The sequence below is a fragment of the Methylocystis sp. B8 genome (assembly GCF_005771425.1).
Classification (GTDB): domain Bacteria; phylum Pseudomonadota; class Alphaproteobacteria; order Rhizobiales; family Beijerinckiaceae; genus Methylocystis.
In genome coordinates this window covers 817,688-838,513 of sequence record NZ_VBTZ01000001.1, presented here as the reverse complement: position 1 = coordinate 838,513, position 20,826 = coordinate 817,688, and the positions used below count along the sequence as shown (strand labels likewise).

The window sequence follows — 20,826 nt, the reverse complement described above, 5'->3', positions numbered from 1 at the left end:
AATCCAGGTCAATGGCCGTGGCAGTAGGGAGGATCCGGAGGAGGAGGCGTAGGATCGACGCTTTGCTGCTGAACCACCGGCGCCGGAGTTGTAGCGGGCTGATTTTGGACATTGGTTTGGCTCTGCACGATCGCGTTGCCGGCCCACATCGGGCCGAGAGCGTCGAGGCCCGGCGAACTCACGATATTCTGAGGAGGCGCTCCGCCGAGCATGAGATTCGCTTCTTCGCTCGTCGGCGTGTGCTTGGCGCCGCCATGCTGCTTTTTCCCGCTCTCCAGAGCCGCGATCATTTGAGCAATTGTTTCCGGTGGAACGAGGAAAGGCTCCGACACTTGTCCGTTGTTTGAAACAAACACGCCATACCCGGCCTGCGTGAGAGTCTGTCCCCCAACCTGGGTGACGCCATATTGATGCACGACGAGCGTGCCGGCTGAAGTAACTTGGACCATCGCGGTTCCGCCGCGCACGCCGATCGACGCCGTCGGCGTCCGAAGCCGCGCGCCGCCTTCGTGGCTGACGCCGCCGCCGACAAAGCGCATCACGCCTTTCGCGAGCGACACGCCCTGTTGCCCGCGACCACCGGAATAGACGAAATCATCGACAGTGACGGCGCTGTTGCGTCCAACGGTCATCGTTGACGTATCGTTGAAGACGATCTGCGCGCTGCCCTCCGGACTCGTCTCGATGCGTTCACGTTTCTGGACGCCAAGGCCGACGGAAAGCGAGCGCTTCGCCGCGCCTGGCGGGGTGCCATGCGCCGATTGATTGACCGCTCCGACGTTTCCGACCTTCTCGGCGAATGCCGGCGCTGCGATGAGCGTAAGAGCGATTGTTACGGCCGAGAGGAGCTTTCTCATCGATCGCCTCCGTCAGAACTTCGCCGTCGGCCCGAAGGAGACAGAAAAGTTCTCAGTTTTGAAGTTCGGCAGATTTGAGCCGTTGCGGGCATATTCGACATTGCCGGCGAAGCCGAAATTGGCGGTGATCGGCAAGTCGACCATCAGGCCGCCGATCCATGCGGCGTCGCGTCGCGCAATGAATGGATTGATCAAAGGATTGGCGGCGTCAAAGGCAAGATGCGTGAAGCGGCCGTAAGGCGCCACGGTCCATTTGCGCGGAATGATTTCGAACGGCGGATCAAGCTCGAACCGAATCATCGCTTGAACGTCCACCTGATTAGAGGACTGTTGAGCAAGGCCAGCCCAGGCGCGGGAATAGGCGACTCGACCCTCGAGTCGCAGCATTTCCGTCAGCCTGTATGTGCTGCCCACATAGCCGGTGACAACGTCGCCGGTCGCCAATGTCGAGATGGTTGACGACGGCAATGTGGGCAGAAAGCCAAAGCCGCTTGGCAGAGGGTTGACCCAGAGCGCGCGCCATTCGGCGCCGGGCTCGAGCCAAAAGTCCGGATTGACCTGCGCGCCAAAACTTACGCCGCCGCCGCCGGCGTTGATATAGTTGGTCGAACCGAGCATCGACGTCGCGCCCGTCAGATACGGCTTGATCGACAGACCCGGATGGAGATCGGGCGCAATGTGAATACGGGGTCCCACGGTGCCCGCGAACAGGACGACGCTATATTGCGGCAGACGAAACTGTTCGGTGGCGTAACCTGTCACCCGCGTTTCAAATTGGTCGCCTCGGGCGTTCTGAAAATCGAGATCGTGGGCGGCCTGCACCAACTGGAAGGCGTTGACGTCCCCCTGGCGCGAGGCGGTCGACGCGACGCCAACGCCGCCCGCTTGAAGCAGATTATTGGTCGGGAAGAAATTCGCGTTGGTTTGTGCACGCAGACCGGCGTGTATTCGCACGTAGAGCCTGCTGGCTTGAGTGCGTTTTTCGATGTCCGGCAATTGCGCTTCGATCTGAGCGGCCTGAACCGGATCGAGCCCCTCCTCGGCGAGCGCTTTGCGCAAGTGCTGGGCCGAGACCCCATAGGAGCCAAGCCGCGCATAGAGAAAACCGAGTTCCTTGCGGGCGCGAGCGAGGTTGGGATTGAACATTAGCAGACGCTCAAGCGCGCCTATTCCCGCCTCGTAGTCGCGCGCCTCCGTCGAAAGCAAAACGTAACGATACGTCGCCTGATAATCGGTCGGATTATTTTGAATATGGGCCGCGAGGCGCTCCCGCTCGGCGCGAGCGTCTTCCTGCGCCAAGGCCGGTTCCTGCGCCAAGGCCGGACCTAAAAGGGCGAAGGCGGCAAGCAGCGCCACCGCGAGGGCTGGCGCCGCTCTGCACGCGAACACGGATAGCAAGCTCCTTAAACGCATCAATGGCAGACTCCGAAGAATCGGAAATAACGGCGCGCCAGGGTCAGACCGTCAATTGAACGGTGACTCATGCGGAATGGGGTGGCAAGCGAGCGGCGAGCTAGCGCGCGGCTCAGGCCCGAGCCCGGCGCCGCGAATTCACTTGTTTCCACAAAGACTTGCCCCCATCCTGCGCTGCAATCCGACCTGAAGCTGCGGACAAAACACATTATCGGTGTTGCCGCGAAACCACAGGTCGAACGCGCTTAGCCGCGACGGCGTCCGCCGTCGAAGAGATAGACGACGTCGCCGCCTCCGACGGCTTTCATTTCAGTCGCCGATGACGGCGTCGCGCTTCTGCGGCGTCCCGCCGACAAGACACGACGGCGCGGACGCGAGGTGGCTCGCGTACCGTCACAAGACGCGTCGGACGAGAGCAGCCAGCGCAGCACGATCAGCAAGTCGGCGGCGCGACGCGGGGCGCCGATCTTGACCGCATTACGGATGTCGGCGACGAGTCGGCGGCGGGCCGCGTCAACCGATAGATTTCGCCGATAGCGAGCGAGCATCCGCTGGTGCTTATCGCTCGGGCTCACGCCCAAAACGATTTCATAACTGCGCAAACCAGCCATCTCGGCGCAACGCTCGATAGGCGTCAGTTCGGGAATCATTAACCTCTCCCAGTCGTTCCTGCCGGGGCTTTTCACCTTTCCGGCAACTGTAACGACGTTAGCGGGAGCTTCATCCTCCGTTTGTGCGAGAGCGCACACGCCTCATTCGGCTTCGTTAAGCGCGTCCTGGACCCTTTTCTCGAGGACTGAGGGGCGTATAAGTACAAGTCCGCCACGGATTTTTTCCGCCAAGCCCTCGTCGATCATCGCAGAGAGTTCGCGGCTGACCTGTTCGCGCCGACAGCCGATCCGGGCGGCGAGATCGTGCTGGAAGGGCGGGGGCGAAACGATCGACTGCTCCGGCGAACCTTTACGCGGCGCCGACATGCGCAATAATTCGGAATAAAGGCGATGCTTGAGGTCGAGCACCGAACGTTCGAAGAGGCGGGTATTCAGCTCCCGGACGCGCGACGTCAGCAAGCGTAACAGCCGCTCGCAGATTTCCGGCTCGCCGAACACGATTTCCTTGAAGACTGTTGGCGGCACCAGCAGGAGTTCCGCATTGGTGAGCGCGGTTACGTTTGCGGAGCGCTTGGCGCCGTCGATCGCCGCCATCTCGCCGAAGAATTTGCCCGGTCCGAAGTCGCCAAAGATCATTTCCTTGCCGGCTGCGGTTCGAATTAGAACTCGAACGTCGCCGCTGACGATGAAATAAACGTCCGTGGAGGGATCGTCGAAGTCGAGGACTAATTCATGTTCGGCGTATCGTTTGCGCGCGCATTGGCGCGCGAACTGCTCGCCGCGCGCGGGATCAAGGCCAGCAAAAAAAGGAATGCCGTCAAAAAGGGACACGTTTCACTCCCAAATTGGAAATAACGCGGATATTGCCGCTAAACGTCGGCCCCGTCGAGGCGCATTCTGCTGGCGGAGGCCGACTCTTCCAGCGATGATGAGCGATGCCAGCATTTCGCCTCGCGACGTTCAACCTCGAAAATCTTGATTGGTCGGCGACTAAGCCTAACGACTTCGCGCGCCGAGCCGATGCGCTGCGCCCGCTGCTCGAGGCGCTCGACGCCGATATTTTGTGCCTGCAGGAAATCCATGCGCAGAGGGTTCATAAGCACGACGCACGCCAGTATATCGCGCTCGATCAATTGCTCGCGACGACCGGCTATGCGCCATTTCATCGAGCAATGACGGTGAGGCCGGGCGGCGAGGCCCCGGCCGACGTGCATAACCTGGCGATCCTTTCGCGATGGCCAATGCGCGTGCGACGTCAGATCCATCATGACATTGTCGCGCCGTGGGCCTGGCCGCCGCCGCGCGATGCCGACGGCTCGCAGCCGGAACCCGTGGACATCGTCTGGGACAGGCCCCTGCTCTATGCGGCGATCGAGCTACCCCAGGGCGGCGTAATCCACATCGTCAACCTGCATCTGCGCGCGCCTCGGGCGTTCCCTGTGGCGACGGCGCGCGGCTGTGGCTCGAGCCGCGCGCAAATTGAGGGCCAGTTTGTGGCGGCCCTCAAGCGCGAGGGTCAGGCGCTGGAGGCTCGGCTGTTCGCCGAGACTCTGTTTGACGCGGAGCCGGAGGCGTTGATCGCGATCGCCGGCGACTTCAACGCCGACGAGCATGATGCGCCGACGAGACTCCTGCGCGGCGGTGGAGATGAAGGCGCGACGGGAGCGCGGGTTCTCATCCCCTTGGAAGAACGCGTCGAACCGGGGCGTCGCTTCACGGTCATTCACGCCGGCCGTCCCACGCTGATCGACCATCTTCTCGCTTCGCCAGCGCTTGCGGCGGCCTGGCGCAAAACGACGATCTTGAACGAAGGACTTCAAGACGAAGTCTATGCCGAGGAATTCGTCGAAGGGTCGCTTCACGCGCCGGTGGTTGCGCGGTTTGAACTTGTCAGAAGCTGACCCAAGCGCCTTCGATTACTGAGACGCAAACGCTCTCAATTCTTCGGCCAAGGCGCGCGTTTCGCTCCAATCCAGTCTGACGTCCGCGTGACATTCCAATGAGACGACAATGCCGCTCTGTTCGACGTTCGCCTCGAAATCATGGTCGCTGGCGATAGGGCTCATATAAATCTGCTGCTCACGACGATCGCCGTTTACGACGGAATTGAGGGCCCGCGACAGGATCACCGCCTCTTCTTTCGTGAAACGGCGCGGAGGTTGTCCTGGGAGGCCGAGCGTCGCCAATACGACAAACGTCCGATGGCCTGAGGCCACAAGCTCGAAGATTTGTGACATGCAGGCCCTCATTGGCGGTCAAACTGGCGAGCGATACGCCAGGGCGACGGGCGCGTTTCTTGAATACGACCTCTCAGACTTCCGCCTGCGCCGATGACGCGCATCAAATTTCATGCCTCGGAAGGGCGTCGTTTCGTGAACTCGGACTCTGTCGCACATCCGCCAGCCGCTCTACTGTGGGCGACGCGAGCGCGTTCCGCAATTCAGCCTTTACGTCATGAGACCGCGACCAAACAACGCTAATGCTCCTGCACGGGCGTTGCTCGTGCTAGAAAGAGAGCAACATGAACGACAAGCGCATCTTCGCGCCATCGACCGCTCGCAACCGCGAACCAATTCTCGGGGTGCTTCGCAACGTTCTGCCCGCGAAGGGCTTGACGCTCGAAATTGCAAGCGGCGCTGGCGAACATGTCACTTTTTTCGCGGCGAATTTCACCCAACTCACGTTCTGCCCGTCCGATCCGAGTCCCGAAGCGCGCGAAAGCATCTCGGCGTGGATCGCCGCGAGTGGAGTCGCCAATGCGCCTGCGCCGCTCGCGCTCGACGTCGAAGAGAGCCCTTGGCCCATCAGCGCCGCTGACGCCATCATCTGCATCAACATGACGCACATCTCGCCGTGGAGCGCCACGGAGGCCTTGTTTGCAGGCGCAGGCAGGACCTTGCCGGCGAGAGCGCCGCTCTATCTATACGGTCCATACAGGCGCGGCGGAGCGCATAGCGCGCCGAGCAACGCCGAGTTCGACGCGAGCCTTCGCGCTCGCAACGCCGCATGGGGAGTCCGAGATATTGAAGATGTCGCGGCCTGCGCACGCGAGAAAGGGTTTGGAGAGCCTCAAATCGTAGACATGCCCGCCAATAATCTCAGCGTCATCTTTCGGCGCACGTGACAAAACGCCTGTGCGCAACAGCTTTCAACACGAACGTCCTGTTCGCGAATGCGTCCGCGAGACTCTAAGATGACATGAGCGCAGCCATCCTGCTGGAACCCCAACTGGTCCCTTCGGGATTCACCTGTCAATGCAGCACTTGGGAGAAAGACCATGCAACGTCGCGAATTCATCGCCGTCGGAACCGCAGCCGCCGTCGCCTCCGCCAGCCAAGCGTTTGCTCAAGCCGGCCAAGCGGGCGGCGCAGCCAAAATGGAGGATATGCATCCGGCGCTTTACAAGGATCTGGAAAAGGCCGCGATCGAATGCGTGTCCACCGGCAATGACTGCATTCGCCACTGTTTAGGCATGTTCGCGATGAAAGACACGAGCATGACTGAATGTGCCGACGCTTCCTTCCAGCTTGTCGCGGCATGCAACGCGCTCGCATCGCTGGCGGCGGTCAATTCTTCGCATGTTGGCCCGCTCGCGAAGACAATCGCCCTGATTTGCGAGGACTGTAAGAAACAATGCGACAAGTTTCCCAAGATCGCCGAATGTACGGCCTGCGGCAAGGCGTGCCAGAAATGCGCCGAAGAGTGCCGTAAAGTTTAGCGACGTCAGCAAGCGAGGCCGCACCTCAAATGAAGACCAAGCGTCCTTGGATTTTGAGCGTCGCGGCCTGCGCCGCCCTTTCCGCTGGATTTGGCGGCGCCTCAGCGGGCGCGACGACCGACGATCCCTCGCGCTCGAGCATTGTCGTGGCCCAGGTTGAAAAAACGACGGGTCGCGGCGAGGGCGTCGTCCGGGCCATCGACGCCGACGAACGAAAGCTCATGATCACGCATGGGCCGGTCTCTGGACCCCTAGAAATGTCGCCGATGACGATGGCGTTTCGCGTCGCGCCGACCGTCGATCTCTCCACGCTGTCGAAGGGCAAGAAGATCAAATTCACGATCAGCCGCGACGCAAAGGGCCTGTATATCATCGAGGATGTTCAGCCGGAGAAACCGTAGCTCACCTTTATGTGAGCGTTATTCAGCGACGCCGTCCAAACCGATGCGGTGCATCAAATAGCAGAGGCAGTCCTGCTGAACCGCGCGGCGGTCGACCGTCAGCATCGCCGGGATCGCCGGACGTGCGAGTCTGATCTTGCCGCCGGCATAATCGAAGTAGTTGATCGGCTGCGTATCGAATCCGTCACCCGGCAGAACTTCGAGACGCGCCTCTTCGTCGCCCAACGCGCCGAAAGAGGCGCCTGCGTCCAATTCGCTGAAGTTGAGATGGTCGATGTCCGGACGGAAGATAAAATCGGCGGGCGTCCCATCAAAGGAGAAGCTTGCGCCCGCAGGCGCCTTAACGATCGCGCATGTGCGCAGCAATTCTACATCATGCGAGGCTGGCGCGTGGTCGGGAAGCTGCGTGATGGAGAAACAGGCTTCGAGCAATTCGATGACATGGGCAGCGCCCGCATCGAGTTCTGACTTGCCGCATTCAACGGTGATCGCCGGACAAAGCTCCGAGAAGGCCGCTGCGCAGGTGCCGCGCGGGCGCTGAAAAAGCACGATGAGGCGCGAGAACAGCTGCGCGAGCGCGACATATTTCGGCTCGAGCTTGCTGATGCAACTGTAGTGCGGATTGAAGCCGGTGTTATTGTGGATGTCGACGGCGGCGAAGGCGTCGCGTTTCTTCACGTAATCGTAAATCCAGCGCGCCATATGGGCGAGCGGATCGTCGGGAAAAGCCGTGCCGGTCCATACCCGATTGAAGTCGCGCTGGCCCGGCAGCGTGCGAACATTCTGCGCTGCGGCTTCGACATTGCCGATGAACAGAATGAGCGACCGATTAAGCCCGCGCGCGAGGCGCCGGCGCAAGACTTCCTGCACGGCGGCGAGACCACTCGTCTCATTCCCGTGCAGCAGTGTGGAAACGAATAGTGGTTTGGGATCGCGGCCCGGAAGGTCAAACAGGGTTGGACGGGGCAGGATGTCCTTCAGGCGATTGGCGGGGCAGTCGAGAAATCCGTCAGGCAGCCGGTCGAGCAAGGCGCAAGGCGCGTCAGTCACTGTTCTCCTCATGTTTCCCATTGATGGACAGGCGCGCCGCTCCGCTGGCGCTCGCAATAGGCCGCCATCAGGCCATAAAGGTCGCCGCCGCGCGCCTCAAGGGCTTTTCGCTGCCAAGCCGCCCCCGTCTGGCGTGTTTGCACCCGCGCCTCAACGATATCGAGGAAATCCGCCTCTGCGACGCCCAGGTCTCGAAGTCCTTTCCGAGCGTCGGGAATGAGACGCTCGAGCAGCAGACGATCCGCTGCAACTTCGCCCTCTCCCGGCCATTCGAGCTGCGCGTCGAGGCCAAAACGCGCCGCGGCATAGAAGTTGCGCTTGGCGTCGTTGAAGGAGAGGCCTCCCGCGCCGCTATCTCCGGCCATCGCGAGGGTGCGCGCGAGGCCGAGATAAAGCGCGGCGTTCGCCATCATGTCGATGAAGGTCGGCCCCGACGGCAGAATGCGATGCTCGATGCGCAAATGCGGGGCGCCACTCTCATCGAAGCCGATCAACGGGCGGTTCCAGCGCCAGATCACGCCGTTGTGCAGGCGCAGGTGCCGCATCGTCTCCGGCGGATCGTCATAGGCCATCGGGAGAAGCACGTCATAGTCGCGCAAATTCTCCTCAAAGATTTCGATAAGTGAGCGAGCCGCATAGCCGGAGCCCATGCAGACCCGTGCCGGCCCCGGCACTTTCACCGCCTGTTCGAAGAGCGGGATGCGCGTTTCCTCCCACAACGCCTTGCCGAATAAGAAGGGTGCGTTGCCGCAGGCTGCGAGGATCGGTCCCGAGGCCGCCACGGAGGCGTTGTAATAGAGATGCGCCAGATCGGCCGGCGCTTTGAGATGAATCTGAAACGACGTCGTCGCCGCTTCGAGCATCACGTCCTTATGTACTGAGACAAGGCGGTCGCGACCGGCGATATTGACGTGCAGCGGCTGACCGCCGCGCAGTCGCAGCACCTCCTGGTTCAGCGCATAATAGCGGTTGAGCGGCGACATATTGGCGAGAGTGAGATCCGAGTCGCGGATCGTGGGCAGCGTTCCGATCATCACCAGATTGGCGTCGAGCTGGTGGGCGACGTCGTTGCACATCGCCCAGAGGCTCGTCAGCGACTCATGCGCTTGCGTGAGCGCGTCGCCTTCAAGTCGGAAAGGCGCGCAATTCAACTCGAGGTTAAATCGTGACAACTCCGGCACGACGAGCGGGTGATTTAGAGTCTCAAGGACGTCTTGGTTGATCGAGGAGGGCGCGTAATTGTGATCGACGATCCAGGTCTCGACTTCGAAACCCACCATGTGGCCGTCGCGCGAAAATTTGTCCTGCTCATAGAGCGTCCGGGCAAGATCGGTCTCCTCTGCAAGGCGCCCGGCGAAGCGCGCCTTGTCGGCCGGGGTGAAGCCCGTTGTCTTGATCTCCTCGCCCAAGAATCCCCCTTTCGAGCGCAACGGCGGCAGCGACCAGGGGTCGCGAAGGGAGCCCTCTCGGGGCCGATCCGCCGCAGATCACTTTAATGTAGGCAGCCCTCGCCTTATCGATAGAGCCGAGAGCGCCGGCAGGACAAGCCGCAAGCGCTGCTGTAGATTTGGGCGACTTCGCCGGAGCCGACCTTGCCTGACATCGCTTACGTGAATGGAGCTTACATCCCGATCGCCGAAGCGCGCGTGTCGATTCTCGACCGCGGCTTCCTTTTCGCCGATGGGGTTTACGAGGTCGCCGCCGTCATCGACGGGAGGTTGATCGACAATGAAGCGCATCTTTCCCGACTTGCACGATCTCTGCGCGAACTGCGCATCGAGAATTCTCCTTCGATGACGCACATTGCGGAAGTCGAGGCTGAACTCGTTGCGAGAAACGGGTTGAGCGAAGGACTGGTCTATCTGCAAATCACCAGAGGCGCCGCCAGCGATCGCGACTTCGGCTTCCCCCAAGACACGGCGCCGACGCTCGTCGCTTTCACCCAAAGAAAGAACATCATCGCCTCTATCGCCGCTGACACTGGGGTCAACGTAATCACTGTTCCCGACTTGCGCTGGGCTCGGCGAGACATCAAAAGCGTCGCGCTTCTTGCCCAGGTGCTGGCGAAGCAGGCGGCGCTCGAGGCCGGTTGCCAGGAAGCGTGGATGGTCGATCGCGATAGCTTCGTGACCGAAGGTTCGTCTTCAACCGCCTTTATCCTCACCAAGACCGACGTGCTCGTGACCCGTGCGAACTCTGCCGAGATTCTCCCGGGCTGTACGCGCAAAGTCGTGCAAACGCTCGCGGCGCGCGAAGGTTTAATGGTTGAAGAGCGCAGCTTCTCGGTCGACGAGGCCTATGACGCGAAGGAAGCCTTTCTAACGAGCGCCTCCAATCTCATACTGCCAGTGATCTCGATCGACGGGCGCGCCATCGGGTCAGGCAAGCCGGGCGAGAAGAGTGGGCTGCTTCGAACGCTTTATATCGAATGGGCGACGAATGCGGCGCAGAGTAGCTAGCGTCGCACTTCCGCCTCCTCGAAATCGGAGCTGCGCTCCTCTTCGATCGCAAACGCGATCACCAGGCTGAACACCGCGGCGGCGAGACACCAGACGGAATACCAAGCCGGTCGATTGGCGGCGAGCGCCACAAAGAAGGTGGCCAAAACCGCTACGCCAAAAACATTGATCGCCCTCCGCTCGCTGAAGATCAGCGGCGTCACCGTGAGTACGAGATAGAGGAAATCCGCCAAGAGCGGCGGCCGCTCAAATAACGGATCATAGGCGAGGGAATGCCGATATACCGACAGGTCGATACCGTCGGCGCCGGCGAGTTTGGCGGTAAGATAAGCGGCTAGGACGAAGCCTACGCCGCCCATGGTCAGCCAAAGACTCTTTCGCTCCGAATTGGATTCCGCATAGGCTGCGGCGAAAGGCGTCAGCACGGGCCACATCGTAAAGGCGATCAGCGTATAGAGATAGCGAAACGGTTGGCCGGCGACGGGATCGTTCCGCGTAAGCCATACCGCAGCTTCGACGAACTGGTGCGCCGAGAACACCAGCGGAAACGCGGCGAATAGCAACATGCGCCGGTCATGACGTAGCGCTTTTGAAACCATGCCGTAGCCGGCCAATCCCAGGCCGAGCCCAGCGGTAACGCTTGCCTCGAGCGAATAGCACATAGCGTCTAAGGGCATGTGACGTGGATGCTTTGAACTATTTTAACGCGGATTGTGACAGCGTCGAGACCTGAGCAATGCGCGCCGTGGAGCGCCCGCCTTTTTTCCGCTTCGGAACATGTTCGCAGCAGACGCGTTCTAGGACGTGAGTTCGAAAGCGGAGGTCAAAATGGGCAACCTTCTGTATTGGGCCGTCGTGTTTCTGGTCGTCGCTCTCATCGCCGGTTTTCTGGGCTTTGGAGGCGTCGCGGGCGTGGCGGTAGACGGGGCGCGCATATTGTTCTGGCTCGCGCTGGTTCTGCTAGTGGTCTCGGTCGTTCTCGGCCTTGTCCGGCGCGCCTGACGTTCCCGTATGTCGCATAGGTTGATGAGCCGGGCGCTTTTTGGAGCGGCCGGCTTCCTTGTGCTTGTTCACGGAATATCGTCGAGCGAATTCATCCATACGTCAGCCACCGAGTCCGACGGCGCGCGCCAATCTCCTCGTGGTGAGAGCGATCCTCCCGAACTGACTTTTGGGCCGTTCGGCAGCGCCGACCGCTTGAACTGGCTTCCCTCGAAAAAGCGTTTCACGAAAACGCCGAGCCAATGTTTGATCGTTGAGAGCTCATAGGCGACCTTGTCTTTTTCGGCGATGCCTACTGGCCATGATCCGGCGGCCGCATGGCGCCACGCGCGCCAGGCAAGGAAGGCGATCTTCGCTGGCGTAAATCCGTATCGGGTCGCGTAATAGAGATTGAAATCCTGCAGAGCGTATGGTCCGACCGTCTCCTCCGTCCGCTGGCTCGTTTCGCCGGGCACGAGCTCAGGGGAGATTTCGGTCGCGAGAATGTCCTCGAGCACCGTCACCGTCTCCGGTCCAAACCGCGCATCGCGGGCGCACCAGCGGATGAGGTGCTGGATGAGCGTCTTGGGGACCGAGGCGTTGACGTTATAGTGCGACATCTGATCGCCGACGCCATAAGTGCACCAACCAAGCGCGAGCTCTGAGAGATCGCCCGTGCCGATAACCAGCGCCCCATAGCGATTGGCGAGACGAAACAGCAGCGACGTGCGCGCCCCCGCCTGCACATTCTCGTAAGTTGCGTCGTAAACCGCCTCGCCCCGCGCAGCCGGGTGATCGATGTCGATCAGCATCTGCTTGCACGCGGCAGTGAGATCGATCTCTTGCGCGGTCACGCCGAGAGCGCGCATCAACCGCCATGCGTTCGCCTTGGTGTGTTCGGTCGTGGCGAGAGCCGGCAGAGTGAAGCCAAGCACATTTTCGCGCGGAAGGCCGAGCGCATCCATCGCCGTCACAGCCACCAATAGCGCATGGGTTGAATCGAGTCCGCCAGAGACGCCGATCACCACCTTTTTTAGTTGCGTGGCGCGCAGTCGTTGTTCGAGACCATGCGACTGTATGTTGAAGGCTTCGAAGCAGAGCTCGGCGAGTCGCGTTTCGTCAGCCGGGACAAACGGAAAACGCGCCACCTCGCGCAGAAAACCAAGATCGCGGTCGCACGTCGCAGCGAGTTCGAAAGCGACGCGGCGATAGTCCGTTGCGCCCTGCTCCACATCGGCGCAGGCCCCGAATGTCCCCTGTCGCATCCGTTCGGCGAGAAGCCGGCCGATATCTACGTCGGCGAGCGTCAATTGCGGTTCATCGGAAAAGCGCGGCGCCTTGGCGAGAACATCGCCCTTCTCGCAGATCAACGCTTCTCCGTCCCAAGCGAGATCCGTCGTCGACTCGCCCTGCCCTGCGGCTGAATAGAGATAGGCCGAAAGGCAGCGCGCCGAATGCGCGGCGCAGAGCGTCTCGCGATAGTCCGATTTGCCGATGATGGCGTTAGACGCAGAGAGATTCAGCAGCACAGTCGCTCCCGCGAGCGCAGCGCGCGTCGAGGGCGGGATCGGAACCCATACGTCTTCACAAATCTCCATATGAATGACGAGGCCCCGGAAATCCGTCGCTTCGAGAAGTATATCGGAGCCGAAAGGCGCCTGTTGCCCAGCGACCTCGATGTCCTCGCCGGAGAGGAAAGCGCCAGACGCGAAGTGGCGGTGTTCGTAAAATTCGCGATAGTTCGGCAGATAGACCTTCGGCGTAACGGCCAGCACGCGGCCACGTAGGATCGCGATTGCGCAATTATAAAGACGGCCGCGATGACGCAGCGGCGCGCCGACGACGATCAGCGGATGAATGCCGTGAGAAGCCTCGACGAGTTCAATGAGCGCCGCCTCGACGGCATCGACCAGCGCCTCCTGGTGAAGGAGATCGTCGATCGCATATGAGGATATTCCCAACTCAGGAAACAGCACGAGCGAGGCGCCGTGCTTATCGGCGTCTCGGGCCGATTCGATCGTTCGCGCAACGTTGAAAGCCGGGTCGGCGACTCTTACGCGCGGCGTCGCGACAGCGACTCGGACAAAGCCATGCGTGTGCAAACAATAGAAAGGATGGGTCATGAAGTCCGCCCGAGCGGCCGAAAGTTGCGATTGGGGCGCTCGCCCGCCGCGATAATGCAAGAGCTTTGCTCACTTGGCGAGTTTTTCGTAAAGATCGCCGTAGCGCGAAAGGCCCGACCGATACGCGTCGATGACGCGCCGTCGCGGTTTTGACTTACTGCGTTCCTCGACATGCGCCCGCAAAGCGTCCTCAATAATGGCCTGAAGCTGGCGGCCTTCGGCCTTTGCAATCTTCCGAACCTCGGCAAGCAGGGTCTTTGTCGACCCGGGTCGTAAACTTTTCACGAACGTGGATCACGCGCCATTCCAATTCCTGAAAACATCATTCCCATTGGAACTTCCAAATAAGTTCGAAAAAGCAAAAGGGCGAGGTCTCCCCCGCCCTTTTAATTACGCCGTGCGACCTTCTCAGTGCGCGAGGATCGCCAGCAGCAGAAGCGCGACGATATTGGTGATCTTGATCGCCGGGTTCACTGCCGGACCGGCAGTGTCCTTGTAGGGGTCGCCGACTGTGTCGCCGGTCACCGCCGCCTTATGAGCGTCGGAGCCCTTCTCATGCTTCACGCCGTCCTTGTCGATGAAGCCGTCTTCGAAGGACTTCTTGGCGTTGTCCCAAGCGCCGCCGCCCGACGTCATCGAAATCGCGACAAAAAGCCCGTTGACGATGACGCCCAGCAGCAGCGCGCCGAGCGCCGCGAAGGCGTTGGCCTTGCCGCCCAGAATCCAGGCGATGATGAAGGCGACGATTGGCGCCAACACCGGCAGGAGCGACGGCACGATCATTTCCTTGATCGCCGCCTGCGTCAGCATGTCGACGGCGCGGCCGTAATCCGGCCGATCCGTGCCCGCCATGATGCCGGGCTTTTCCTTAAACTGACGGCGCACCTCGACGACCACTGAACCCGCCGCACGGCCCACCGCCGTCATCGCGATGCCGCCGAAAAGATACGGAATGAGCCCGCCAAAGATCAGGCCCGCCACGACATATGGATTCGAAAGATCGAAATCGACCTTGTCGATGCCCTTAAAAAAGGGCACGCCCGATTCGATGAAATGCTTCAGATCATTGGTGTAAGCGGCGAAGAGCACTAGCGCGCCGAGGCCCGCCGAGCCGATGGCGTAGCCCTTGGTCACGGCCTTCGTCGTGTTGCCCACGGCGTCGAGCGCGTCGGTCGATTGGCGCACTTCCTTAGGCAGGCCCGACATTTCGGCGATGCCGCCGGCGTTGTCAGTGACCGGACCGAAAGCGTCGAGAGCCACGATCATGCCGGCGAGGCCGAGCATCGTCGTCACTGCGATCGCGGTGCCATAGAGCCCGCCGAACTCGTAGGTGAGAATGATGCCGAGAACGATGACGAGCGCTGGCGCCGCGGTCGACTCGAGCGATACAGCGAGTCCCTGGATGACGTTGGTGCCATGGCCGGTCACCGACGCCTGAGCGATCGACACGACCGGACGTTTGCCCGTGCCGGTGTAATATTCGGTGATGTAGACGATGGCGCCGGTGACGATCAGGCCAAGAACGCCTGAGAGGAAAAGTCCGTAGCCGTGAATGGCCTCGCCATTGACCTTGCCGATCTCGCCCCAGCCGACAGTAAACGTCGTGGCGAGGAACAGGCCAGCGACGGACAGAACGCCGGCGGCGATCAGGCCCTTGTAAAGCGCGCCCATGATCGAATCGTCGATGTCGAGCTTCTTGAAATAGGGCGCTGCAAATTTGCCCCACTCGGTGTCGTCGTCGCCGAGCTTCACGAAATAGGTTCCCGCGATCGAGGTGAGGATCGAAAGGCCGCCAATCGCGAGCGGATAGATCATCGCCGCCGACAGCCCTTCCTGACCGGCGAAGAAGATCGAAGCGAGCACCATGGTCGCGACAACCGTCACCGCATAGGTCTCGAAGAGGTCCGCCGCCATGCCGGCGCAATCGCCGACATTGTCGCCGACGTTATCTGCGATCGTCGCCGGGTTGCGCGGATCATCCTCGGGAATGCCAGCCTCAACCTTGCCGACGAGATCGGCGCCGACGTCGGCGCCCTTGGTGAAGATGCCGCCGCCGAGACGGGCGAAAATCGAGATCAGCGATCCGCCAAAGCCGAGCGCGACGAGGGCGTCGACAACGGTGCGGTCCGAGGGCCCATAGCCGACGAACCAGGTGAGGATCGCGTAATAAACAGCGACGCCGAGCAGCGCGAGGCCAGCGACGAGAAGTCCCGTGACCGCGCCGGCCTTGAAGGCGATGTCGAGACCGCCCGCGAGCGACTTCGTCGCCGCCTGCGCCGTGCGTACATTGGCGCGCACGGAAACATTCATGCCGATATAGCCGGCGGCGCCCGACAGCACGGCGCCGAGCATGAAGCCGAAGGCCACCGCCCAACCGAGCAGAATGGCAAGGATGATGAAGATCACTCCGCCAACCATGGCGATGGTCTTATACTGGCGATTGAGGTAGGCCTGCGCCCCCTCGGCGACGGCGCCCGAAATTTCCTGCATCCGGGCCGACCCCGGATCAGCCGCAAGCAATTCCTGAGAGGTCTTTACGCCGTAGACGATGGACATCAGTCCGAAGACGATGGTTAGAAACAGAACCATTTTGGCTTCGCCTTTTCGTTCCTTGACCGCGGATGGTCGAATTGGTCGCGTCGCTGCGAGCGGATGTCGCGCAACGGAAAAAGGAGTAGCGGCCCCGCCGAGCGAATCGGGCGAGGACAGCGGCTTTCCGGCGGGCTTTCTGCCAGAAACGTAGCCGCGCGGCAATGCTGCGCAGGCGCCGTTCCGTTAGAAGTGCTGGAAGGACAATTTTTTGAAAACGACAGGCGTTTTCCGAGCGTCGAGGAAGACCGGGGGCGCGTTTCCCGCCACAATCTCGCCTATCCGACAGGCGGGCGCAGGAGGAGCCGCTTCGCGTCCGGCGATGAGAATTTCGTAGTCGTCACCGCCGGTTATCGCTGTTTCAAACAGCGAAGGATCGATCGCTATCGCCCCATGCGCCGCCGCCGAGAGCGGCACGGCGGCAAGTTCGACCTTTGCGCTCACGCCCGAGGCGCGGCAGAGCTTGGCGAGATCGCCGGCTAGACCATCGGAAATGTCCATGGCGGCGCTGGCGTTGGCCGAGAGCCACGCGGAGAGGTCGAGACGCGGCTGCGGCAGCAGATAGCGCCCGATCAGATAGTCGCGCGCGTCGCCGGAAAGACGCCCAGCAAGCGCCGGGTCGCGCCGCAACGCCAGGCCTAGCGCCGCGTCTCCGATTGGGCCTGAAACAAAGATTGCATCTCCGGCTTTCGCGCTGGTGCGCGGCACGAAGCGGGGCGCGCGCCCGAGCGCGGTAATCGAAATGGTCAACGGACCTGGAGTGGCGCCCGTGTCACCCCCGATGAGGGGCACGCGGTAAGCGCGCGCATCCTCGGCGAGCCCCGCAGCGAAAGCTTCGAGCCAGTCGTTGGTCCAGTCGGCTGGGAGCGCCAAGGCCAACAGAAAACCGATCGGTTCGGCGCCCTTAGCGGCAAGATCGGAGAGATTGACGCGCAGCGCCTTTTTGGCGATCAGCGCCGGCTCATCGTCTGCGAAAAAATGAACGCCCGCGACGACCATATCGGTCGTGACGACGAGCGGCGCGTGCTCGGGCGCGAGAAGAGCGGCGTCGTCCTTGAGACCGAGCGCGGCCGCCCCGGCAATCGGCGCGAAAACGCGGGCGATGATTTCATCTTCGCTATAGCGATGCGGCATGTGAAGCCTTTGACTTCCCCTCCCGAACTGAAGTCGGCTGTTGCCGACTTCAGCATTGTTTGCGCGAACCGGGAACACCCGGTTCGCGTCGGGAGAAGGAACGCCCGAAATTCTAACTCAGCTCCTCGGCGCGCTCCTCATGGGCGATCCTGTCGAGCACCGCATTCACCATCCCCGACTCGGTCGGTCCAAAAAAGGCGCCGGCGACGTCAACATATTCCTTGAGGGCGACGCGCGCCGGAACGTCCTTGCGCGAACGCAACTCATAGGCGCCGGCTCGCAAGGCGGCGCGCATGACGGCCTCCAGCCGCGACAGCGGCCAACCGCCGGAAAGCGCGCGGTCGATCTGCCGGTCGATGGCGACCTGATCCGTCAGCACGCCCTGCAGCACGTCGCGAAAGAAGGCGGCGTCCGCCGGCTTATATTGCGCGCCCTCGATCTCGCGTCCGATCCAGTGGGACTCGAACTCGGCGAAAATTTCATTGAGGCCCTTGCCGGCCACTTCCATCTGATAGAGCGCTTGCACAATCGCCAAACGCGCGGCCGAACGTTGATCGACGCTCATGCGACGCCTCGTTTGAGGCGCACGAGCGCCAGCGCCGCCCGCGCAGCATCGGCGCCCTTGTTTCCTTGTTTCGGATCGGCGCGCACAATCGCCTGAGCCTCGTTCTCCACAGTAAGCACGCCATTGCCGAGCGGCAGGCGGCGCGAAAGGGAAAGATCCGTCAGCGCGCGCGCGCTTTCATTGGCGACGAGTTCAAAATGATAGGTCTCGCCGCGGATAACGCAGCCGAGCGCAACGACGCCGTCGTAGGGGAGTCCGGCAGCCGCGGCGTCATCGAGCGCAATCGCTGCCGCGGTGGCGATCTCCAGCGCTCCCGGAACATTGATCACAGTCGGGTGAGCCTGCAGCCCGCGCAACGCGTCAAGCGCGCCCTCTCGCAGCATGGCGACGATCTCGCCGTTGAACTTCGTCGCGACGACGAGAATATGCGCGCCTGGCACAGGCGCGGCGTCATCGTCATCGGGTGCAAAACCTGCCATGGGAACTCCTTGCGCCGAGATCGATACACGCAATTTTGCGCGGCGACTACAACAGCGTCATGGCCGGGCTTGTCCCGGCCATCCATTGTCGAGAAGATTTTCGTGGATGCCCGCGCCAAGCGCGGGCATGACGGGGATTGTCCTGAACTATCGCGCTTCGCGCAGCCGCGCCGCATAGCGCGCCATCAGATCGATTTCGATGTTTATCGCATCCCCTGCCCTTCGGGCGCCGAGAGTCGTCACGGCCAGCGTATGCGGAATGAGCAGCACGGAAAAGCGATCGCCGTCGACGTCGTTTACGGTGAGCGAAACGCCGTCGAGCGCGACAGATCCCTTCTTGGCGATGAAGCGCGACAGCTCGCGCGGCGACTCCACCCAGAATTGCGACATGTCATCAAAGTCCTCGCGCGACAGAATGCGCGCGACGCCATCAACATGGCCGGTGACGATGTGGCCGCCGAGTTCATCGCCGATCTTCAGCGCGCGTTCAAGATTGACGCGCGTTCCGTGGGCCCAGGTTCCGACCGTCGTCACGGCAAGCGTCTCGGCGGCGGCGTCGACCTCGAAGATTGTTCGCGCATCTTCGCGGGCGACGGCGACGACCGTCAGGCATACGCCCGAGCAGGCGATCGAGGCGCCAAGAGCGATGCTATTGGAATCGTATGAACAGGCGATGCGCAGACGCCGCAGTTCGCCGCGCGGCTCCATCGAAACGACTTCGCCCACATCTGTGACGATGCCGGTGAACATTAATCCACCCGCGCGTATCGGTTCATTATGTCGGCGCCGAGCGTCCGTGTTTCGATAAGACGATAACGCGAGTCGTCCTCAAGAGCGGCGCGCGCCTTAGGCGTCAGCGCAGGGCGCCCTGCCCTTCCCAATGGCTTGACGCCAGTGTGCAGGATCACCTCATCCGCAAGATCGGCGGCCAGCAGACTTTCAGCGACGCGCGGACCGCCTTCGCTGAAGATGCGGGTAATGCCGCGATCCGCGAGAAGTCTGAGTGCGCTTGTGAGATCAAGCAGGCCTTCCCGGGTCCCTATGCAGACAACTTCGGCGCCGGTGGCGTTTTCGAAAGCTTTGACCGCTTGATTAGTGACATCCGCTCCAGCGATCACGAGCAGCGGCGTCTCGCGCGCCGTAGAAGCTAGACGCGAACGCGGCGACAGCGACAGCTTTTCGTCCAGCACGATGCGCAGCGGCTTGCAGCGCTGCATGCCGGGAAGACGAACGGTCATCAGCGGATCGTCTTCGCGCGCCGTGCCGCCGCCAACCATGATGGCGTCATGCAGCGAGCGCTGCACATGGGTGAAGGCGTCAGCGACAGGACCGGTGATGTGGAGACGCGGATCGTGCGCCGCGCCAGCGGCGTAGCCATCCGCCGTCTGCGCCAACTTAAGAGTAATCATCGGGCGGCGATGGGTGACCCGCAGAATATGCCCGAGATGATCGGCGCGCGCAGCCGCGGCTCCCAGACCGACAACGACGTCAATCCCTGCGTTACGCAATCTTGCATGGCCGTCGCCAGATACGCGTGGGTCAGGATCCTCCAGAGCGGTGACGACGCGCGCGACGCCGCCGGCGATGATGGAGTCGACGCAAGGCGGCGTCGCGCCGTGATGCGCGCAAGGCTCCAAGGTCACGTAAAGCGTTGCGCCGCGCGCCGCCTCGCCCGCCGCGGCCATAGCGATCGCTTCCGCGTGCGGGCGCCCCCCCGGCGCGGTCCAGCCGCGGGCAATGACGACTCCGTCGCGCACGAGCAGCGCGCCGACCGCCGGATTCGGCGCAGTGCGGCCCAGATTGCGCCGGCCGAGCGCAAGAGCCGCCGCCATAAAGGCGTCGTCGGTCGCCGTCTGCGGAAAGGATTTGTGGATCGTCATGCCTTCTCTGAATCGTCGGCGTCCGGCGCCAAAGCCACGCCGTCGCCGCCGCTCTCCAATTCATCGATCACTGCGGAAAAATCACTGACCTCGCGAAAATCACGATAGACCGAGGCGAAGCGCACAAAAGCGACGGCATCGAGCGAGCGCAGGCCTTCGATCACCAATTCGCCGATGCGCTGGCTTTCCACCTCGACTTCGCCGAGGCTTTCCAGTTGGCGAACGATTCCGGAAATCATCTGCTCGACGCGTTCCGGCTCGACCGGACGCTTGCGCAAGGCGATCTCGACCGAGCGCGTCAGCTTGTCGCGATCGAACGGCGCCCGGCGGCCGGACTTCTTCACGACGATGATTTCGCGCAGCTGCACGCGCTCAAATGTCGTGAAGCGGCCGCCGCAGGTCGGACAGACGCGGCGCCGCCGTATGCAGGATGAATCTTCCGCCGGACGAGAGTCCTTCACCTGCGTGTCGGCGGAACCGCAATAGGGACAGCGCATGTCGGGCGCCTTTTCCGCTCTCCTCGGAGAGACGGCCCCGCATCGCGGGGTGGGAATGTCCCTTCCCCG

At 62.0% G+C, this 20,826-nt stretch carries 23 protein-coding genes; 6 read left to right on the top strand and 17 right to left on the bottom strand.

What is annotated here, in order from left to right:
* Positions 1-8 precede the first annotated feature (8 nt).
* The 4 genes from FEV16_RS04005 to FEV16_RS03990 form a co-directional block, all read right to left on the bottom strand.
* Complete coding sequence (locus FEV16_RS04005; RefSeq protein WP_138166267.1) at positions 9-857, bottom strand: FecR family protein; 849 nt, start codon at positions 855-857, stop codon at positions 9-11.
* A gap of 12 nt (positions 858-869) precedes the next feature.
* Complete coding sequence (locus tag FEV16_RS04000; RefSeq protein ID WP_138166266.1) at positions 870-2,246, bottom strand: tetratricopeptide repeat protein; 1,377 nt, start codon at positions 2,244-2,246, stop codon at positions 870-872.
* Positions 2,247-2,515: 269 nt separating this feature from the next.
* Positions 2,516-2,920, bottom strand: coding sequence for a polysaccharide deacetylase (locus tag FEV16_RS03995; RefSeq protein ID WP_138166265.1), 405 nt, complete (start codon positions 2,918-2,920; stop codon positions 2,516-2,518).
* Positions 2,921-3,022: 102 nt separating this feature from the next.
* Positions 3,023-3,712, bottom strand: coding sequence for a Crp/Fnr family transcriptional regulator (locus tag FEV16_RS03990; protein ID WP_138166264.1), 690 nt, complete (start codon positions 3,710-3,712; stop codon positions 3,023-3,025).
* 104 nt (positions 3,713-3,816) lie between these two features.
* Here FEV16_RS03990 and FEV16_RS03985 point away from each other — a divergent pair, with 104 nt between their 5' ends.
* A complete protein-coding gene (locus tag FEV16_RS03985; protein ID WP_138166263.1) occupies positions 3,817-4,782 on the top strand; it encodes an endonuclease/exonuclease/phosphatase family protein in 966 nt (321 codons plus the stop codon).
* A 15-nt stretch (positions 4,783-4,797) separates the two neighbouring features.
* Here the strand turns inward: FEV16_RS03985 and FEV16_RS03980 are convergent, their stop codons facing one another.
* Entirely contained in the window at positions 4,798-5,118 is a 321-nt protein-coding gene (locus FEV16_RS03980; protein ID WP_138166262.1) for a hypothetical protein, read from the bottom strand.
* 284 nt (positions 5,119-5,402) lie between these two features.
* Between FEV16_RS03980 and FEV16_RS03975 the strand changes: the two genes are divergently transcribed.
* The 3 genes from FEV16_RS03975 to FEV16_RS03965 all read left to right on the top strand — a co-directional run bounded on the left by FEV16_RS03975 (position 5,403) and on the right by FEV16_RS03965 (position 7,000).
* Positions 5,403-6,005, top strand: a complete 603-nt coding sequence (locus FEV16_RS03975) for a DUF938 domain-containing protein (protein ID WP_138166261.1) — start codon at positions 5,403-5,405, stop codon at positions 6,003-6,005.
* A 153-nt stretch (positions 6,006-6,158) separates the two neighbouring features.
* Positions 6,159-6,599, top strand: a complete 441-nt coding sequence (locus FEV16_RS03970; RefSeq protein ID WP_138166260.1) for a four-helix bundle copper-binding protein — start codon at positions 6,159-6,161, stop codon at positions 6,597-6,599.
* Positions 6,600-6,628: 29 nt separating this feature from the next.
* Positions 6,629-7,000, top strand: coding sequence for a copper-binding protein (locus tag FEV16_RS03965; protein WP_138166259.1), 372 nt, complete (start codon positions 6,629-6,631; stop codon positions 6,998-7,000).
* An 18-nt stretch (positions 7,001-7,018) separates the two neighbouring features.
* On the opposite strand, the gene FEV16_RS03960 is transcribed toward FEV16_RS03965, so the two are convergent.
* Both FEV16_RS03960 and FEV16_RS03955 read right to left on the bottom strand, forming a co-directional pair.
* A complete protein-coding gene (locus tag FEV16_RS03960) occupies positions 7,019-8,050 on the bottom strand; it encodes a M14 family metallopeptidase (protein ID WP_348639964.1) in 1,032 nt (343 codons plus the stop codon).
* Between the two features lie 8 nt (positions 8,051-8,058).
* On the bottom strand, positions 8,059-9,459 hold the full coding sequence (locus FEV16_RS03955; RefSeq protein WP_138166257.1) for a hypothetical protein: 1,401 nt from the start codon (positions 9,457-9,459) through the stop codon (positions 8,059-8,061).
* Between the two features lie 183 nt (positions 9,460-9,642).
* Between FEV16_RS03955 and FEV16_RS03950 the strand changes: the two genes are divergently transcribed.
* Entirely contained in the window at positions 9,643-10,509 is an 867-nt protein-coding gene (locus tag FEV16_RS03950; RefSeq protein WP_138166256.1) for a D-amino-acid transaminase, read from the top strand.
* Here the strand turns inward: FEV16_RS03950 and FEV16_RS03945 are convergent.
* Entirely contained in the window at positions 10,506-11,186 is a 681-nt protein-coding gene (locus FEV16_RS03945; protein WP_246657156.1) for a DUF6629 family protein, read from the bottom strand. The genes FEV16_RS03950 and FEV16_RS03945 overlap by 4 nt on opposite strands.
* Before the next feature lie 151 nt (positions 11,187-11,337).
* Between FEV16_RS03945 and FEV16_RS03940 the strand changes: the two genes are divergently transcribed.
* The gene (locus FEV16_RS03940) at positions 11,338-11,511 is read left to right on the top strand and encodes a DUF1328 domain-containing protein (protein ID WP_018408550.1); all 174 of its coding nucleotides are present in this window, start codon (positions 11,338-11,340) and stop codon (positions 11,509-11,511) included.
* A 68-nt stretch (positions 11,512-11,579) separates the two neighbouring features.
* Here the strand turns inward: FEV16_RS03940 and FEV16_RS03935 are convergent, their stop codons facing one another.
* The 9 genes from FEV16_RS03935 to nrdR all read right to left on the bottom strand — a co-directional run bounded on the left by FEV16_RS03935 (position 11,580) and on the right by nrdR (position 20,757).
* Positions 11,580-13,613 (bottom strand): NAD(+) synthase, encoded by a 2,034-nt coding sequence (locus FEV16_RS03935; RefSeq protein ID WP_138166255.1) that lies wholly within the window; start codon positions 13,611-13,613, stop codon positions 11,580-11,582.
* A 69-nt stretch (positions 13,614-13,682) separates the two neighbouring features.
* Positions 13,683-13,898, bottom strand: coding sequence for a hypothetical protein (locus FEV16_RS03930; RefSeq protein WP_246657155.1), 216 nt, complete (start codon positions 13,896-13,898; stop codon positions 13,683-13,685).
* A 123-nt stretch (positions 13,899-14,021) separates the two neighbouring features.
* The gene (locus FEV16_RS03925; protein WP_138166254.1) at positions 14,022-16,202 is read right to left on the bottom strand and encodes a sodium-translocating pyrophosphatase; all 2,181 of its coding nucleotides are present in this window, start codon (positions 16,200-16,202) and stop codon (positions 14,022-14,024) included.
* A gap of 186 nt (positions 16,203-16,388) precedes the next feature.
* Positions 16,389-17,336 carry a thiamine-phosphate kinase gene (gene thiL, locus FEV16_RS03920; RefSeq protein ID WP_138166253.1) on the bottom strand — a complete coding sequence of 316 codons (948 nt, stop codon included), beginning with the start codon at positions 17,334-17,336 and terminating at the stop codon, positions 16,389-16,391.
* Positions 17,337-17,448: 112 nt separating this feature from the next.
* Positions 17,449-17,901 carry a transcription antitermination factor NusB gene (gene nusB, locus FEV16_RS03915; RefSeq protein WP_138166252.1) on the bottom strand — a complete coding sequence of 151 codons (453 nt, stop codon included), beginning with the start codon at positions 17,899-17,901 and terminating at the stop codon, positions 17,449-17,451.
* Positions 17,898-18,380 carry a 6,7-dimethyl-8-ribityllumazine synthase gene (ribH, locus tag FEV16_RS03910; protein WP_138166251.1) on the bottom strand — a complete coding sequence of 161 codons (483 nt, stop codon included), beginning with the start codon at positions 18,378-18,380 and terminating at the stop codon, positions 17,898-17,900. Before ribH ends, nusB begins: the two co-directional genes overlap by 4 nt.
* Before the next feature lie 147 nt (positions 18,381-18,527).
* Complete coding sequence (locus FEV16_RS03905) at positions 18,528-19,130, bottom strand: riboflavin synthase (RefSeq protein WP_138166250.1); 603 nt, start codon at positions 19,128-19,130, stop codon at positions 18,528-18,530.
* Positions 19,130-20,260 (bottom strand): bifunctional diaminohydroxyphosphoribosylaminopyrimidine deaminase/5-amino-6-(5-phosphoribosylamino)uracil reductase RibD, encoded by a 1,131-nt coding sequence (gene ribD / locus FEV16_RS03900; RefSeq protein WP_138166249.1) that lies wholly within the window; start codon positions 20,258-20,260, stop codon positions 19,130-19,132. The genes FEV16_RS03905 and ribD overlap by 1 nt, the downstream gene beginning before the upstream one ends.
* Positions 20,257-20,757, bottom strand: a complete 501-nt coding sequence (gene nrdR, locus FEV16_RS03895; RefSeq protein ID WP_138166248.1) for a transcriptional regulator NrdR — start codon at positions 20,755-20,757, stop codon at positions 20,257-20,259. Before nrdR ends, ribD begins: the two co-directional genes overlap by 4 nt.
* Positions 20,758-20,826 lie beyond the last annotated feature (69 nt).